The following is a 16,130-nucleotide window of genomic DNA, read 5'->3' on the forward strand; positions in this document are numbered from 1 at the left end:
CACTCGCTCAGGCCGGCTCCGCCGGGCGGTTCACAGGCCCTTGAGCTCCTCGACGATCTCACCGACCGAGGACTTGGCGTCCCCGAAGAGCATGCTCGTCCTGGCGTCGTAGAAGAGATCGTTGTCGATCCCGGCGAAACCGGAACTCATCGAACGCTTCAGCACGATCACCGACCTGCTGGTGTTCACCTTGAGGATCGGCATGCCGTAGATGGGCGAGCCCGGATCCGTCTCGGCCGCGGGGTTGGTCACGTCGTTGGCGCCGATCACCAGTGCGACGTCGGTCTGGGGAAACTCGGAGTTGCTCTCGTCCATCTCCTTGAGCTGGTCGTAGGGCACGTCGGCCTCGGCGAGCAACACGTTCATATGCCCCGGCATCCGGCCGGCGACCGGATGGATCGCATAGGACACCGTGATCCCCTTGGCCTCCAGCAGGTCGGCCATCTCCCGCACCGCGTGCTGCGCCTGCGCCACCGCCATCCCGTATCCGGGCACGACCACGACCCGGCCCGCGTAGGCCATCTGGATCGCGGTGTCGGCAGCGCTCGTCCGGCGAACCGGCCTGTCCTCCGTCTTGGTCCCGCCCGTCGTGCCGGTCGTTCCGCCGAAGCCACCGCCGACGATCGCCGGAATCGAACGATTCATCGCCTTGGCCATGAGATTGGTCAGGATCGAACCCGAAGCACCCACGATCATGCCGGCGACGATCAACGCAGTGTTGTCCAGCGCCAGCCCCATCGCCGCGGCCGACAGCCCGGTGAGGGCGTTGAGCAGCGAGATCACCACGGGCATGTCCGCGCCGCCGATCGGCAGCACGACCATGACGCCGAAAGCCGCTGCGGCGAGCAACAGGACGATCATCAGCAGCTCGCCGTCACCGCCTGCGGCGATCACCACCGCGCAGGCCAGTGCCGCGAGCAGCAGTAGCGCGTTGAGCGGCTGCTGCAACCTGCCGAGGGTGACGGAACGGCCGGGAATGAGCTCCTGCAGTTTGCCGAACGCGATGTTGGAGCCCCAGAAGGACACCGAGCCGACGATCGCGGCGAACAACGACGCGATGGCCACGTAGCGGGGTTCGTGCGCGTAAGCGTCGGTGGTCCGGAACTCCACCCACGCGATGAGTGCGACGGCCCCGCCGCCGACCCCGTTGAAGAGCGCCACCATCTGTGGCATCGCGGTCATCTTGACCTTACGGGCCGCGGGCACTCCGACCAGCGCACCGATCGCGATACCCAGTGCGATCAGCCACCAGTTGCCCATGCCGGGCAGCAACAGTGTGGCGATCACCGCGATGGCCATGCCCACCGCGGCTATCCAGTTGCCACGTACGGCCGTACGTGGCCCGGTCAGGCCCATCAATCCGTAGATGAACAGGGCGAACGCGATGATGTACAGGACACCGACGGCACTGCTCATGAGCCTGCCCCGTCCTCGGGCTTCTTCTGTTTGAACATCGCCAGCATCCGGTCGGTCACCAGGAACCCGCCGACGACATTAATCGTGCCGAAGGCGATCGCGATCACCAGCAACACCTTGTTCAGCACCCCCTCGGCGCCGAGTCCCAGCACGATCAACCCGCCGAGCAGCACGATCCCGTGGATCGCGTTGGTGCCCGACATCAAGGGTGTGTGCAGGGTGTTGGGCACCTTGGAGATCACGGCGAAGCCGACGAAGCCGGCCAGCACCAGGATCGCGAGATTCTGGATGAGCATCAGTCGTTCCCCTTCGTCTCGGGCACCTCGGGGGCCGCACCAGCGACACAGGCACCCGCGACGACCTCATCGGAGAAGTCCAGCGAGAGTCCGCCCTCGGCGTCGACGAGCAATTCGAGCAGCTCGGTCAGGTTCCTGGAGTACAGCTCGCTGGCGTGTTCGGGCATCTCGGCGGGCAGGTTCAGCGGCGCGCAGATCGTGACGTCATGCGCGACGATCTCGGCGCCGGGTTCGGTGAGTTCGCAGTTGCCACCGGACTCACCCGCGAGGTCGACCACGACACTGCCCGGCCGCATACCCCGCACGGCGTCGGCGGTGACCAAGGTGGGAGCCGTGCGGCCGGGAACAAGGGCAGTGGTGACGACCGCGTCGAACCCGGTGATCGCCTCGCTCAGCCTGCGCTTTTGCTCGGCTCGCTCCTCCTCGGTGAGTTCGCGGGCGTAGCCACCCTCGCCAACGGCTTCGATCCCCAGATCGAGCCACTGGGCACCCACCGAGCGCACCTGTTCGGCGACCTCCGGCCGGACGTCGTATCCGGTGGGCCGGGCACCGAGGCGTTTGGCCGTCGCGAGTGCCTGCAAACCGGCCACTCCCGCGCCGAGCACCAGTACCTTCGCCGGCGGCACGGTCCCCGCGGCTGTGGTGAGCATCGGGAAGAACCGGGGCAATCGCTGTGCGGCGAGCAGCACGGCGCGGTAGCCGGAGACACTGCTCTGTGAGGACAGGGCGTCCATCGCCTGTGCCCTGGAGATCCGTGGAATCGACTCCACCGCGAACGCGGTCACGCCCGCCTCCTCCAGAGCGCGCACCCCTTCTACATCGGACAGTGGCGCGAGGAATCCGATCAGGACGGTTCCTCGCGAAAGCTTGCCCACCTCGTCCGGGGTCGGCGGAGCGACTTTGAGCACGACGTCAGCGGCCCACGCGTCGCCGATGCTCGCCCCCGCCTGCTCGTAGAGTTCGTCCGCCAGCCGGGCACTTGCCCCCGCTCCGGACTCCACGACAATGCGAAGACCCCGGCCGCGCAGCCGTTCGACGAGTTTGGGCACGAGTGCGACGCGCGTTTCGCCCGATCTTGACTCGCGTACCACCCCGACCGTGAGCGAGCCGGTATCCACCACCACGAGACCTCCGTCACTGTAATCGCGATCACCAGGTTTACCACGACGACACCGGCTCGCGGCAGCGACTCAAGGGCTGTTTGCGAACTCTGTCAGGGCTTACTGCGCCAGCTGGCGGCGCCGAGCACGATGAGCCGGAGGCGTTTGCGGGCGGTGCGCACGATCCGTTCGTCGGTCTCCGCGTCGCGGGGCCGCGCCTCGATCAGTTCGACCACGGTCGACAGCATGGCCGTGACGATCAGGTCGGCCATCATGTGCAGGTCCTCGGTGGTCCACTCGCGCAGGTAGTCGAAGCGGGCCAGATCGACCGCGAGTTCGCTGGCGAACAGCCTGAGTTCGGTGCTGATCGCCTGCTGCACGGGACCGGCCCCGCCGTAGCGTTCCCTGGTGAGGAAGCGGAAGTGCTCCTCGTGCGCGCGGACGTGCTCGAACAGGATGGCCACGGAGGCGTGGATCAGCCCGGCGTAACTGGTGACGTCGTCGCGGGCCGCCCGGATCATCCTGCGCAGGGTCCGCATGGCCTCCTCGACCAGCGCCACGCCGAGCTCGTCCATCGACTCGAAGTGCCGGTAGAACGCGGTGGGCACGATTCCGGCCCGTTTGGTGACCTCGCGCAGGCTCAAGCTGGCGAACCCACGGTCCGCCAGCAGCTCCAGCGCCGAGTTCAGCAGCGCCTGTCTGGTGCGCTGCTTACGTTCCTGACGGCTCACGGACTCGGTGGACACGACCGCAACCGTACTTGCGGTATTGCTCACGTCACATCACCTCCCTCTCCGGTTGACAGCTGTCGTGGACATACACTCCACTAGTGAGTGTACAAGTGTTCACTGTAATACAAGGACGCCTGCCAACCCGGGCACCGATGTGGGAGATGTCATGACAGCGCTGCTGCCGAAACGGACACGGCGGGGAGCGGGCAAGCTGGCCTCGATCGCCGAGGCGCTGCTCACCCCGCACGGAATGGACCGTTACCTCGAACTCCTCGACCCGATGCTGGTGCGCAGGGAGATCCGCGGGGTCGTCACCGAGGTACGGCACCAGACGGCCGACACCGTCACCCTCACGATCCGCCCCAGCCGGGCCTGGCGCGGCTTCAGCGCGGGGCAGTACGTGCGCGTCTCGGTGGACATCGACGGTGTGCGCCGGACCCGCTGCTACTCCCCAGCCTGTTCCGAGCGGCGCCCCGACGGCAGGCTCGAACTCACGATCAAGGCGGATCCCCAGGGACTGGTCTCCCGCCACCTGCAAGAGAACGCCGCGCCAGGAATGGTCCTCGGACTCTCCCAGCCCGACGGCGGCTTCACGATGCCGCAGCCGCGACCGGAGAAGGTGCTGCTGATCAGCGGCGGCAGCGGAATCACGCCGGTGCTGTCGATGCTGCGCACACTGGTGGACGAGGGGTATCCGGGGGAGATCACCTTCCTGCACTACGCCAACACGGCCGACAACGTGCTCTACCGGCGGGAACTGGCCGCGCTGGCGACCGAGCACGGCAGGACGCGGGTCGCCATCGCCTACACCCACGCGAAGCGGGGCGCCGATCTGCACGGGTTCTTCTCCGCGCGGCATCTGCGCAGCGCCGCACCCTGGTACACCGAGGCGCAGACCTACCTGTGCGGACCCACTCCACTGATGGACTCCGTCCGCTCGGTATTCGCCAAGGAGGGTTTGAGCGAACACCTGCACACCGAAGAGTTCACCCCGCCCAAACTCATGCTCGACACCGGCGACGCCGTCGGCACGCTTCGCTTCGCCCACAGTGGCGCCGAGGCACAGAACTCCGGCAAGCCGATCCTCGAACAGGCCGAGGACGCCGGCCTCCGCCCGGAGCACGGCTGCCGGATGGGGATCTGCTTTTCCTGCACCAAGGTGAAGACCACTGGCTGCGTACGCAACGCCCTCTCCGGCGAGATGTCCGAAGAGGAGAACGAAGAGATTCAGCTGTGTATCTCCGTTCCCGTCGGGGACGTCGAGATCAACGCCTGAGTACGGCGTGGCGAGAACTGGACAGCACACCGAGTACTCGACGACGACCGACTACTGCGAAGAAGGGCCCACCATGACTGGACTGCAGGACCGACTCACCCCCGAACAGGTCGAGGAATTCGGCCGCGAACTGGACACCATCCGGCAGCGGGTCGTGGCCGACCTCGGCAAGGAGGATGTCGACTACATCCACAACGTCATCAAGACCCAGCGCGGACTGGAGATCCTCGGCAGAGGTCTGCTGTTCGCCGGCTTCTTCCCGCCCGCGTGGATCGCCGGGGTCGGCGCGCTCTCGCTGTCCAAGATCCTGGACAACATGGAGATCGGCCACAACGTCATGCACGGCCAGTACGACTGGACGCGGGACCCGGCGCTGAGTTCACAGAAGTTCGAGTGGGACACGGTGGCCCCCGCGGAGAACTGGCGGCATTCGCACAACTACATCCACCACACCTACACGAACATCCTCGACAAAGACCGCGACATCGGCTACGGCGTTCTGCGGATCGATCCCGAGCAGAAGTGGCACCCGTACTACCTCGGCAATCCGGTGTACGCGGTACTGCTCGCGGTGTTCTTCCAGTGGGGCGTCATGCTGCACGACCTGGAGTTCGAGCGGATCGTCAAGGGTGAGCGCACCTGGGCCGACACCAAGGAGGCGCGGGAGAAGATGATCCGCAAGGCCTCCCGGCAGATCGGTAAGGACTACGTCCTGTTCCCGCTGCTGACCGGCCCGCTCGCGCCGCTGACCTTCCTCGGCAACGCGACGGCGAACCTGACGCGCAACCTGTGGGCGTTCTCGATCATCTTCTGCGGCCACTTCCCCGCGGATGTCGAAAGTTTCACCGAGGAGGAGACCGAGAACGAGACACGGGGTCAGTGGTATCTCCGGCAGATTCTCGGTTCGGCCAACATTTCCGGAGGAAAGCTGTTCCACATCCTCTCCGGCAACCTCTCGCACCAGATCGAGCACCACCTGTTCCCCGACATCCCGGCACGGCGGTACCCGCAGATCGCCGACGAGGTGCGGGCGATCTGCGAGAAGTACGGCCTGCCGTACAACACCGGCTCGCTGGGCAGGCAGCTCGGCTCGGTGGCGAAGAAACTCGTCAAGCTCGCGCTGCCGGGCGTTCGCGGGAACGTCGCTCCGAGCGGACCGGACGACGCTGGCTCTACCCTGGACCGCGACAAGGCACGCACGGCTGCGTAAGGATTACGAACATGGTGGGTCGGTTCGAGAGCCAGAAGGACACCGTGCAGGAGCTGACCGAGTCGGCAGCGACGCACATCGGCAACATCGCGACCATCGTGACCGGCGCGGTCCGCGACGTCGCCAGGGAGACCGGCGACTGGCTGACCGACCTGATCGAGATGCGCGAGGCTGCTCAGCGCGCCCAAGCCGACGAGCTGCGCGCCCCTCGCGAGTCCCCCGACCAAGGCTGAGGATGTCCCCAATGTGGCATTGGGGACGTTGAAGTACCCCAATGCCACATTGGGGACATGTTCCCTACCCTAACCTACTGGCGAGTAGGTTAGGGTAGGGAGATGAGCGAGCCGTTTCCGCACCTGTCGCAGCCGCTGGATCTGGGTTTCACCACGCTGCGCAATCGCGTGGTCATGGGGTCGATGCACACCGGTCTCGAGGACCGCGCCAGGGATACCGGACGCCTCGCCGAGTACTTCGCCGAACGCGCCCGCGGCGGTACGGGGCTGATCATCACCGGCGGGTACTCCCCCAACCGCACGGGCTGGCTGCTGCCGTTCGGTGCCTCCCTGACCTCGGAGCGAGAGGCGCGGACACACCGGCGGGTGACCTCGGCCGTGCAAGCGGCGGGCGGCAAGATCGCGCTGCAGATCCTGCATGCCGGGCGATATGCCTACCACCCGCTGAGTGTTTCGGCGTCCACGGTGAAGTCCCCGATCACACCTTTTCGTCCACGAGCCCTCAGCGGGCGCGGGATCCGCGCCACGATCGCCGACTTCGCCCGCTGCGCCGCGCTGGCCAGGAAGGCCGGCTACGACGGCGTCGAGATCATGGGCTCCGAGGGGTACCTGATCAACCAGTTCCTCGCCGCCCGCACGAACCGTCGCCGCGACGAGTGGGGCGGTAGCTGGGCGAACCGGATGCGGCTGCCCGTGGAGATCGTCCGGCAGGTGCGGGCCGCGGTCGGCGAGGACTTCATCATCGTCTACCGGCTCTCCCTGCTCGACCTCGTACCCAGCGGACAGAGCTGGGACGAGGTGGTGGAGCTGGCACTGGCCGTGCAGAACGCGGGCGCCACCCTGATCAACAGCGGCATCGGCTGGCATGAGGCGAGGGTGCCGACGATCGTCACCTCCGTCCCGCGCGCCGCGTTCGCCGACCTCACCGGCAAGCTGCGCCCACACCTGTCGATCCCGGTGATCGCCTCGAACCGGATCAACATGCCGGATGTCGCCGAGGGCGTACTCGCACGCGGCGAGGCCGACCTGGTGTCGCTGGCCCGCCCGCTGCTGGCAGATCCGGAATGGGTGGCCAAGTCCACCGAGGGCCGCGCTGACGAGATCAACACGTGCATCGCCTGCAACCAGGCCTGCCTGGACCACGTTTTCCGGCACCGCACGGCGACCTGCCTGGTCAATCCCCGGGCGGCTCACGAGACACAGCTGGTGCTGCGCCCCGCGACGCCGCCGCGCCGGATCGCGGTCGTCGGCGCGGGACCCGCTGGGCTCGCCGCCGCGACCACCCTGGCGCGGCGTGGCCACACGGTGACCCTGTTCGAGGCCGCCGAGGAGATCGGCGGCCAGTTCAACCTCGCGAAACGCATTCCCGGCAAGGAGGAGTTCCACGAAACCGTGCGGTACTTCGCCAGGCAGCTGGACCTGCTCGGAGTCAGCCTGCGGCTCGGTCACAGAGTGGATACCTCGCAGCTACGCGAAGACGGTTTCGACGAGGTACTGCTCGCTACCGGCGTCGTACCCCGCACGCCCGCGATCCCCGGGGTCGACCACCCGACCGTCTTGTCCTATGTGGATGTTCTACGTGGTGCGCGGGTGGGCCGCAGGGTGGCCGTCATCGGCGCGGGTGGTATCGGCTTCGACGTCTGTGAGTTTCTCACCAGCACGGACAGTTCCGCACTCGACGTCAAACGGTGGCGTGCGGACTGGGGTGTCGGCGATCCGGAGATGGCCAGGGGCGGTGTCGAAGGGGTGACGCGGGCGGCGCCGTCCTCGCCACGCCAGGTGTATCTGATTCAGCGAAAGACCAGCAAGATGGGCGCGGGACTGGGCAAGACCTCGGGATGGGTGCACCGGACGACGCTGCGGAACAAGCAGGTCGAGATGATCACCGGCGCCGGTTACCGCCGGATCGACGACGAGGGTCTGCATCTGGAGGTCGGGGCGGAGCAGCGCGTACTCGCCGTCGACAACGTCGTGGTCTGCACGGGCCAGGAGCCGCTGCGCGATCTGGCCGGGGATCTGCGAGCCGCCGGGGTGCGCACGCATCTCGTGGGTGGCGCCGACGTGGCCGCCGAACTGGACGCGAAGCGGGCGATCGACCAGGCGACCCGGCTCGCGATCACGCTGTAGGGCAGCGGCTCAGTAGGCCACGGCCCTCGCCGCGAACCGCTCGGCGGGCGATCCGGTGCCCTCCGGATAGGAAATGACCTTCGGGTCCCCATCGGAGGTGTAGCGGCCGCCGGGATCGGCCTCGAGTTCGTCGAGCCAGACCGTCGAGCCGTACTTCGCCTCCTCGCCGTCCGCGCCCTGGGATCGAATCCGCGGGATGGCCTCCGGATCGAAGTCCACCGAGTACGGCGAAGGAGCCGGGTTCGCGCCGACGAGCAGCGCACCGGCGTAGTCGTACCCCGTCCCGCGCAGCACGAGTCCGTCCGTCCCGGACCGCGCGCCGAACGGCAGTGCCAGCGTGGTGGGGCGGTAGCCGGGCAGCGCCTGCCGAATCGCCTCGTCACCGCGTGCGATGTCCTGCCGTGCTTCGCCGTCCGAGACCGAGCTCAGATTCGTGTGCCCGTATGTGTGGTTGCCGATCTCGAAGCCGTGGCCGTGCAACCAGGCCAGTGCCTCTCGGCCCGCGGCACCGCCTCCGAACGGATCGGCGTTGATGTAGAAGCTCGCGACGGGACGAAAACCCGGATTCGCGGCGGCCACCTCCTGGAGGATTCGCACGGCCGTTCCCTTCGCGGGCTCGCCGTCCTGGCCGAGGGCGAACGTACTGGGGTCACCGTCGTCGAATGTCAGCACCACGGGGTGCTTGCCGGCGGGAATGTCGATCTTTCCAGTGACGAAGTCCGCTGTGGTGATCGGCACGTAGTCCGTCCGCGCCAGCCGTTCGAGTTCGGCCCTGAAATCCGCGGGCGTGCGGTCGTAGACCGAACTCGGTTTCGCGATGATCCGGTGGTACATCAGCACCGGAACCACACCGAGTTCGTTCGCTCGTACGTCCGCGGGTCGCACGGCGGCGACCGGAGGCTGTTGGTCCCCGGAGGCCGGCGCGGGGCTGCTGGATCCGACCAGCTCCTCGACCGGTGGGGACAGGCCTCCGCCGCAGCCGGTCAGGAGCAGCACTGTCGTCGCCGAGGCGATCAGCCGAGGAATGCCCATACCAGCAACGTAAGAGCGGGACCTCCGCCACGCAGTCCAATCACTCGACCGGGGGGATCTCGCCGATCGGTGGGAAAACGTCGTCCTACGGGTACTCGGACAGCACGACCGCGCGAGACCGGAGGTGGAGTGATGGCGTCGAGTTCCTTTGTCCGGAGCACCCTGCTCGTTCTCGCCGCCGCGGTACTGGCCGCCGCGGCGGCCGTCGTGTCGGTGGCGATCACGATGCGACCCGACGTCTCCGTGACCGCGCTCGGCAACGGCGACATCGTCACCCCGGCTGTGCTGGACGAGGTCACCATCAGCACGAGCGGCGACATCGAACGCGCCGAGGTCCTGCTCGACGGAGCGGCGGCACCGGTCGAGCGGGAAGGCGATCTGCTGCGGCTGAACGCACCGGAACTCGCCGAGGGCGTGCACACCCTCGTGGTGCGGCTCCCGCACCGGATCGCCGCACTTCCAGCAGGCGAGTCGCTGCGCATCTTCTCCGTGGACAGGACTCCACCCGAACTGTCGGTCAACCCCGTGGAACCGGTAGAACCGAACGTCGCGGCCCAGGTCCACGGCAGCGCGGGTAAGGCTTCCTCCGTACACGTACAGGGCAAACCGGTGCCCCTGGCCGAGGACGGCACCTTCACCGCGCGCACCGAACCCGGAACCACCACCGTCACCGTCGAGGCCAGGGACAAGGCCGGCAACGCCGCGACCGAGGAGATGGGCATTCCCGTACGCCACCCCGGAATGCGCGCCGTGCACATGAGCGCGAGCGCATGGAGTGCCCCTTCGCTGCGCGACCCGGTACTGCAGCTGGCCAGGGAGAAGCGCATCGACACGGTCCAACTGGACATCAAGGACGAGAGCGGGGAGATCGGCTACCAGTCCGCGGTCCCGCTCGCACGGGAGATCGGCGCGACCCGCGACCACTACGACGCCAGGGCCGCACTCGACCAGCTGCACCAGGCCGGCGTCCGGGTGGTGGGCAGGATAGTGGCGTTCCGGGATCCGATTCTCGGCAAGCACTCCTGGGAGAACGGGCACCGGGACCGGGTCGTGCAACGGGCGAACGGCACCCCGTGGACGGGCGGGTACGGCGAGTACGCGTTCACCAACTTCGCCAACCCCGACGTGCGCGCGTACAACGTGGCGATCGCCGAGGAGGCCGCCAAACTGGGATTCGACGAGATCCTGTACGACTACATCCGCCGCCCGGACGGCGCGATCGCGCAGATGCGCTTCCCAGGGATCACCACGACTCCCGAACAGGCGGTCGCGGACTTCGTCGGGCAGACCCGCCCCGTCGTCCACCGGCACGGGGCGCTGCTCGGTGTCTCGGTCTTCGGAATCGCCGCCACCCGCCCGACCCAGATAGCCCAGGACATTCCAGCCATGTCCGAGCACGCCGACTACGTCGCGCCCATGGTGTACCCGTCGCATTGGGGCCCGGGCGAGTACGGAGTCGCCAACCCGGAAAGCGAGCCGTACGCGATCACCAAACGGTCGCTGCAGGACTTCGCCAAGCTGGCGGCCAAGGGGGACGGCTCGACGGCCGTCATCCCGTGGCTGCAGGCGTTCAGTCTCGGTGAGGCCTACGGTCCGGAGGAGATCAGGGCACAGATCAAGGCGGCGGCGGACGCCGGGATCCAGTCGTTCCTGCTGTGGGACGCGAGCTGCCGTTACGATCCGGAGGCACTCGTCCCACGGTAGGCCCGCCAGTCCCCGTAGGCCGTGATGTCCACCAGCTCCGGACTGTCCACGAACGACTGACGCAGTACGGTGGCGAGACACGAAGCGCCATCGGAGAGTTCGATGACACCGATCTCCAGTTCGGGCGGCTCGGCCGGAATCAGGTGCTCCCGCAGAACGGCCAGGGGCAGGTCGTAGACCTCGCCGAGCACACTGCCCCCGCCCTCGGCGACCTCGTACATGGCCGGGAACCGGTCGCCGACGGAGAAGTACCGGTACCTGGGCGCACTGCGCGCGACACACAGCAGGGGCGCGCCCTGCAACTGTTCGTGCAGCGGCCCACCGCGCATCCCGCCACCGTTGAGGAACATCAGTGCCATCACGAGCCCTTTCTCGAGCGTCTTGGTCAAGAGTCGGGTGATGCGGTCACCGGTTCGCCCGCTGTTCGTGCCTCACGGGCACACCCCCTCGGCACGAAACGCGGTCCCGTGGCCCGGCATCATCGCACCGCGGCGGTGATGCCCTCCACGGCGAAGTACAGGAAGAACACCAGTGCCAGCGAGCCGAGTATCCAGCCCACCTCACCCAGCCTGCGCTTGGCCACCTTGATCAGTACGAAGGAAACCAGTCCCGCGCCGATACCGTTGGTGATCGAGTAGGTGAAGGGGATTATCGCGATCGTCAGGAACACCGGGATCGCGAAGTCCATGTCCTGCCACGGGACCTTGGCGCACTGCGCCATCATCATCCCGCCGATCACCACGAGCGCGGGGGCGGCGGCCTGCGCCGGCACTACCGCGGCGATCGGGGTGAGGAACAGGGTCGCGGTGAACAGGCCACCGGTGACCACACTCGCCACACCTGTCCTCGCCCCTTCACCGACACCTGCCGCCGACTCGAGGAAGACGGTGTTCGGTGAGGAACCAGTGACGCCGCCGGCCAGTGCGCCGAACCCGTCGACCATCAGGATCCGGCCCATTCCCTGTACCCGGCCGTTCCGGACCAGCCCGGCCTCCTCCGACACGCTGGTGATCGTCCCCATCGCGTCGAAGAACCCGGACAGAACCAGGGTGAACAGGAACACGGTCGCGGTGACCGCCCCGGCCGAGGCGAACCCGCCGAACAGGTCCACCTGCCCCAGCAACCCGAAGTCCGGGCTGGCCACCAGGTGATCCGGAATGGACGGTTCCACCAGACCCCATCCACTCACCGCGAAGATCTCGTTGACCGCCACGGCGAGCACGGTGGCGGCAGCGATGCTGATCAGCACCGCACCGGCCACTCCCCGGCTCACCAGCACGACCATCAGCAGCAGGCCGATACAGAACACCGCGATCGGCCAGCCGATCAGGTGCCCGCCCTCGCCCATCCGGACCGGTACGGTCGAATTCGCCGAGTCCGGCGTCCTGGTCACGAACCCGGCACTGACCAGGCCCACCAGGGCGATGTAGAGACCGATACCGACGGTGATAGCGGTCTTCAACGGCATCGGTATCGCGTTGATGATCTTCTCGCGAATGCCCGAGACAGCCATCAGCACGATGCAGACACCTTCCAGCACCACGAGCCCGAACGCCTGTGCCCAGGTCATCGTGGGAGCGAGCTGGAAGGCGACGATGCCGTTGACGCCGAGTCCCGCGGCGAGCGCGAGCGGGGCGTTGCCGACGATGCCCATCAGGATCGTGGTGACGCCCGCGGCCAGAGCGGTCGCGGTGGTGATCTCCTCGGTGGTCAGCCTGGCACCGGTGATGTCGGCCGACGCCCCGAGGATGAGCGGGTTGAGCAGCACGATGTAGCACATGGCGACGAAGGTGGTGATTCCTCCACGCACCTCTCGGCCAAACGTACTGCCCCTGACAGATACCTTGAAATAGCGGTCGATGGCCGAAGCTCGTCCTCGCCCGGGTTCGGGCGGTTGATGCGGCCGTTGCGTGCGCAGCTCGGTCACGGCAGTCCTCCACGTCGTTGTGGCCTGGATTCTGGGCGTGCTGCATCGCCAGCCCTGCCGGAGCCGGGCTGTCGCGCGGGTGATCTGGTGCGGTTCGCGTGCGGTGGCGCGAGCGGTCAGTACTCGCGCTTGTCCGGCTTCTCCTGCCACGCGGTGAACGGGGCGATATGCCCCAACTGCTCTGTTGTGGACAGCTGGCCGACCGGCATCGGCCATTGCTCCCTCGGCTTACCGAAGAGGTCGTAGAACTCGCGATCGTCGAAGCCGGCCGCCGCGGCGTCGTCGCGGTCCGCGCCGTAGAGCACCCGGTCCACCCGGGCCCACAGCGCGGCCGAGAGACACAGCGGACACGGTTCACAGGAAGAGACGAGTACACAACCGTTCAGCCGGAAGTCTCCGACGGCGGCACAGGCGGCGCGGATGGCGACCACCTCGGCGTGCGCCGTCGGGTCCAGTGTGGAGGTCACCTCGTTGGTGCCGGTGGCGATGACCCGCCCGCCGGACACGACGACGGCACCGAAAGGTCCACCGCCCTTTGCCACGCTGGCCGTGGCGAGCCGCACCGCCTCGTCGAGCCATTCCCGCTCGGCGGACTGGGTACTGGGCAGGCTTACACCCATGGATGTGCTCCTTGCTCTGCTGGGATCTGGTCTGTTCTGGTTCCGGCCGCTGCCGCTCATTACGCGCCGTCGAGTCCGGTGATGTGCTCGGGTCGAACCGGCACCCTGGGCAGCGCCCTGCCGGTGGCCGCCCTGATCGCGGCGACGATGGCTGGGGTGGAAGAGATCGTCGGTGGCTCGCCGACACCACGCAGTCCGTACGGGGCGTGCGGGTCGGCCCGTTCCAGTACGTCGATGTCCATCGGTGGCATGTCGAGCACCGTCGGGATCAGGTAGTCGGTGAAGGACGGGTTGCGGATGACCCCGTCCTTGATCTGGATCTCCTCCATCACGGCGAGACCAAGCCCCTGTGCGGACCCGCCCTGGATCTGACCGAGGACCGCCTGCGGATTCATCGCTTTGCCGACATCCTGCGCGCAGTCCAGCGCGATCACCTTCACCAGACCCAGCTCCGTGTCCACGTCGACCACGGCCCGGTGGGCGGCGAAGCCGTACTGCACGTGGGCGTCGCCCTGCCCGGTCTCCGGGTCGAGTTCGCGGGTGGGCCGGTGCCGCCACTCGACCGTCTCGTCGAGCACCTCCGAGCCGAGCACCTCGGCCAGTTCGGCCAGGACGGCACCCTGCGAGTTGACCAGCTTTCCCCCGGTGACGTCGAGTTCGCCACCACCCTCGCCGAACTCCGCCCTGGCACGGGCGAACAGCCCGGTGCGGACCGCGAGGCAGGCGGCTCGCACGGCACCTCCGGTGACATAGGTCTGCCTGGAGGCCGAGGTGGAGCCCGCGTTCCCGATCGTGGTGTCCATCGGCTGGATCGTCACCTGTTCCACACCGAGTTCGGTACGCACGATCTGCTGCATGACGGTCACCAGGCCCTGCCCGACCTCGCATGCGGCGGTGTGGACGGTGGCGGCCGGCTCCCCGCCGACCACCTCCAACCGCACCCGTGCCGTGGAGTAGTCGTCGAAGCTCTCCGAGAAGCAGATGTTCTTGATGCCGACCGCGTAGCCGACCCCGCGTACCACTCCCTCGCCGTGCGTGGTGTTGGAAACCCCGCCTGGCATGCGGCGCAGGTCCACGGTGCCCACCGATTCTCGTGTGTCCGAGTCTGCTGTCGACGATTCGGCGGGCAGCGGCTTGCGCTGCACCCTGCGCAGGAGTTCTTCGACCGGGGCCGCGGAGTCGACCACCTGTCCGGTGGGCATCACCGTGCCCTCGCTCATGGCATTACGCACCCGGACCTCGACCGGGTCGAGTCCACAGGCAGCAGCCAGACGATCCATCTGCGACTCGTACGCGAACGCGGCCTGCACCGCACCGAAACCTCGCATGGCACCGCAGGGCGGGTTGTTCGTGTAGACACCCCAGCAGTCCACGGTGACGTTCGGAACGTCGTAGGGCCCCACACCGAGAGTCGCCGCGTTGGCGACCACCGCGCCGGTGGAGGAGGCGTATGCGCCACCGTCGAGGAAGATCCGGGCCTTGACGTAGCGCAGCCGCCCATCGGCGTCCGCGCCGTGCTCGTAGTGCAACGTCGCCGGATGCCGGTGCACGTGGCCGTAGAAGGACTCCTCGCGGTTGTAGACCATCTTCACCGGTTTCCCGGTGTGCAGGGCCAGCAGGCAGGCGTGCACCTGGATGGAAAGGTCCTCGCGGCCACCGAAAGCGCCACCGACCCCGCCGAGAGTGAGGCGGACCTTCTCCGCGGGCAGCCCGAGCGCCGCGACGATCTGCTGCTGGTCCACGTGCAGCCACTGCGTCGCGACGTACAGGTCGACGCCGCCGTCCTCGGCGGGCACCGCCATTCCCGACTCCGGCCCGAGGAACGCCTGGTCCTGCATCCCCACCTCGTAGGAGCCGGTCACCACGACGTCCGCCTCGACGCTCTGCTCTCCCCTGCGGATCGGCACGTGGCGTACGACGTTGCCGCCGGGATGCAGGTCAGGGCCCTCCTCGTCGGTGACCGCCCGCTCGGCGTCGGTCACCGGCTCGAGCACCTCGTAGGAAACCTGGATCCGTTCCATCGCCCTGCGAGCGGTCTCCGGATGATCGGCGGCCACGATCGCCACCGGCTCCCCCTGGTACCTGACGACCTCGGCGGCGAGCACCGGCTGGTCGGGATGTTCCAGCCCGTACCGATTGACCCCGGGGACGTCCTCGTGGGTCAGCACGGCGTACACACCGGGCACGGCCAGCGCCTTACTGATGTCGATTCCGCCGATGCGGGCGTAGGGATGCGGACTGCGCAGCGTCGCGCCCCACAGCATGTCCTCGTGCCAGAGGTCGGATGAGTAGGCGAACTCACCCCGAACCTTGATCACACCGTCCGGCCGTTGTGGACTTCCGCCGATACCGCTCGCGGTGTTCGTCGCGGTGTCAGTCTGGGTGGGCGCGTTCATGTCCCCTGCCTCATTCGACGGCGGGCCGCACATCGCTTGGTGCCGTACCCGATCTGGTCACG

Annotated in this window: 14 protein-coding genes; 5 read left to right on the forward strand and 9 right to left on the reverse strand. The window is 67.6% G+C overall.

What is annotated here, in order from left to right:
* Window positions 1-30 precede the first annotated feature (30 nt).
* The 4 genes from D0C15_RS01595 to D0C15_RS01610 all read right to left on the reverse strand — a co-directional run bounded on the left by D0C15_RS01595 (window position 31) and on the right by D0C15_RS01610 (window position 3,558).
* On the reverse strand, window positions 31-1,416 hold the full coding sequence (locus D0C15_RS01595; protein ID WP_116040628.1) for an NAD(P)(+) transhydrogenase (Re/Si-specific) subunit beta: 1,386 nt from the start codon (window positions 1,414-1,416) through the stop codon (window positions 31-33).
* Complete coding sequence (locus tag D0C15_RS01600) at window positions 1,413-1,712, reverse strand: NAD(P) transhydrogenase subunit alpha part 2 (protein ID WP_116040629.1); 300 nt, start codon at window positions 1,710-1,712, stop codon at window positions 1,413-1,415. Before D0C15_RS01600 ends, D0C15_RS01595 begins: the two co-directional genes overlap by 4 nt.
* Entirely contained in the window at window positions 1,712-2,833 is a 1,122-nt protein-coding gene (locus D0C15_RS01605; RefSeq protein ID WP_211323064.1) for a Re/Si-specific NAD(P)(+) transhydrogenase subunit alpha, read from the reverse strand. The genes D0C15_RS01600 and D0C15_RS01605 overlap by 1 nt, the downstream gene beginning before the upstream one ends.
* 92 nt (window positions 2,834-2,925) lie before the next feature.
* Window positions 2,926-3,558 (reverse strand): TetR family transcriptional regulator, encoded by a 633-nt coding sequence (locus tag D0C15_RS01610; RefSeq protein ID WP_116040699.1) that lies wholly within the window; start codon window positions 3,556-3,558, stop codon window positions 2,926-2,928.
* Window positions 3,559-3,709: 151 nt separating this feature from the next.
* Here D0C15_RS01610 and D0C15_RS01615 point away from each other — a divergent pair, with 151 nt between their 5' ends.
* From D0C15_RS01615 to D0C15_RS01630, 4 genes are all read left to right on the forward strand, one after another.
* Complete coding sequence (locus D0C15_RS01615) at window positions 3,710-4,819, forward strand: ferredoxin reductase (RefSeq protein WP_116040631.1); 1,110 nt, start codon at window positions 3,710-3,712, stop codon at window positions 4,817-4,819.
* 73 nt (window positions 4,820-4,892) lie between these two features.
* A complete protein-coding gene (locus tag D0C15_RS01620; RefSeq protein ID WP_116040700.1) occupies window positions 4,893-6,029 on the forward strand; it encodes a fatty acid desaturase family protein in 1,137 nt (378 codons plus the stop codon).
* A gap of 11 nt (window positions 6,030-6,040) precedes the next feature.
* Window positions 6,041-6,262, forward strand: coding sequence for a hypothetical protein (locus D0C15_RS01625; RefSeq protein WP_116040632.1), 222 nt, complete (start codon window positions 6,041-6,043; stop codon window positions 6,260-6,262).
* 102 nt (window positions 6,263-6,364) lie between these two features.
* Complete coding sequence (locus D0C15_RS01630; RefSeq protein WP_116040633.1) at window positions 6,365-8,389, forward strand: NADPH-dependent 2,4-dienoyl-CoA reductase; 2,025 nt, start codon at window positions 6,365-6,367, stop codon at window positions 8,387-8,389.
* Between the two features lie 9 nt (window positions 8,390-8,398).
* On the opposite strand, the gene D0C15_RS01635 is transcribed toward D0C15_RS01630, so the two are convergent.
* Entirely contained in the window at window positions 8,399-9,421 is a 1,023-nt protein-coding gene (locus D0C15_RS01635) for a polysaccharide deacetylase family protein (RefSeq protein WP_116040634.1), read from the reverse strand.
* A 132-nt stretch (window positions 9,422-9,553) separates the two neighbouring features.
* On the opposite strand from D0C15_RS01635, the gene D0C15_RS01640 reads away from it, so the two are divergent.
* Window positions 9,554-11,125 (forward strand): putative glycoside hydrolase, encoded by a 1,572-nt coding sequence (locus tag D0C15_RS01640; RefSeq protein ID WP_116040635.1) that lies wholly within the window; start codon window positions 9,554-9,556, stop codon window positions 11,123-11,125.
* On the opposite strand, the gene D0C15_RS01645 is transcribed toward D0C15_RS01640, so the two are convergent.
* The 4 genes from D0C15_RS01645 to pucD all read right to left on the reverse strand — a co-directional run bounded on the left by D0C15_RS01645 (window position 11,095) and on the right by pucD (window position 16,068).
* The gene (locus D0C15_RS01645; protein ID WP_116040701.1) at window positions 11,095-11,484 is read right to left on the reverse strand and encodes an allophanate hydrolase-related protein; all 390 of its coding nucleotides are present in this window, start codon (window positions 11,482-11,484) and stop codon (window positions 11,095-11,097) included. The two genes, D0C15_RS01640 and D0C15_RS01645, sit on opposite strands and share 31 nt — an antisense overlap.
* Window positions 11,485-11,603: 119 nt before the next feature.
* Window positions 11,604-13,052 carry an NCS2 family permease gene (locus D0C15_RS01650; protein ID WP_116040636.1) on the reverse strand — a complete coding sequence of 483 codons (1,449 nt, stop codon included), beginning with the start codon at window positions 13,050-13,052 and terminating at the stop codon, window positions 11,604-11,606.
* 116 nt (window positions 13,053-13,168) lie between these two features.
* Window positions 13,169-13,672, reverse strand: coding sequence for a nucleoside deaminase (locus D0C15_RS01655; RefSeq protein WP_116040637.1), 504 nt, complete (start codon window positions 13,670-13,672; stop codon window positions 13,169-13,171).
* A 59-nt stretch (window positions 13,673-13,731) separates the two neighbouring features.
* Entirely contained in the window at window positions 13,732-16,068 is a 2,337-nt protein-coding gene (pucD, locus tag D0C15_RS01660) for a xanthine dehydrogenase subunit D (protein ID WP_116040638.1), read from the reverse strand.
* Window positions 16,069-16,130: the final 62 nt, after the last annotated feature.

Origin of the sequence: Amycolatopsis palatopharyngis, assembly GCF_003385185.1 — a bacterium.
GTDB lineage: Bacteria > Actinomycetota > Actinomycetes > Mycobacteriales > Pseudonocardiaceae > Amycolatopsis > Amycolatopsis palatopharyngis.

What these genes read in the sequence shown, in the direction of transcription:
- D0C15_RS01635 (WP_116040634.1), bottom strand. Translation starts at nt 9,421, where the DNA reads ATGGGCATTCCTCGGCTGATCGCCTCGGCGACGACAGTGCTGCTCCTG.
- D0C15_RS01640 (WP_116040635.1), top strand. Translation starts at nt 9,554, where the DNA reads ATGGCGTCGAGTTCCTTTGTCCGGAGCACCCTGCTCGTTCTCGCCGCC.
- pucD (WP_116040638.1), bottom strand. Translation starts at nt 16,068, where the DNA reads ATGAACGCGCCCACCCAGACTGACACCGCGACGAACACCGCGAGCGGT.
- D0C15_RS01645 (WP_116040701.1), bottom strand. Translation starts at nt 11,484, where the DNA reads ATGGCACTGATGTTCCTCAACGGTGGCGGGATGCGCGGTGGGCCGCTG.
- D0C15_RS01620 (WP_116040700.1), top strand. Translation starts at nt 4,893, where the DNA reads ATGACTGGACTGCAGGACCGACTCACCCCCGAACAGGTCGAGGAATTC.
- D0C15_RS01625 (WP_116040632.1), top strand. Translation starts at nt 6,041, where the DNA reads ATGGTGGGTCGGTTCGAGAGCCAGAAGGACACCGTGCAGGAGCTGACC.
- D0C15_RS01655 (WP_116040637.1), bottom strand. Translation starts at nt 13,672, where the DNA reads ATGGGTGTAAGCCTGCCCAGTACCCAGTCCGCCGAGCGGGAATGGCTC.
- D0C15_RS01615 (WP_116040631.1), top strand. Translation starts at nt 3,710, where the DNA reads ATGACAGCGCTGCTGCCGAAACGGACACGGCGGGGAGCGGGCAAGCTG.
- D0C15_RS01630 (WP_116040633.1), top strand. Translation starts at nt 6,365, where the DNA reads ATGAGCGAGCCGTTTCCGCACCTGTCGCAGCCGCTGGATCTGGGTTTC.
- D0C15_RS01600 (WP_116040629.1), bottom strand. Translation starts at nt 1,712, where the DNA reads ATGCTCATCCAGAATCTCGCGATCCTGGTGCTGGCCGGCTTCGTCGGC.
- D0C15_RS01595 (WP_116040628.1), bottom strand. Translation starts at nt 1,416, where the DNA reads ATGAGCAGTGCCGTCGGTGTCCTGTACATCATCGCGTTCGCCCTGTTC.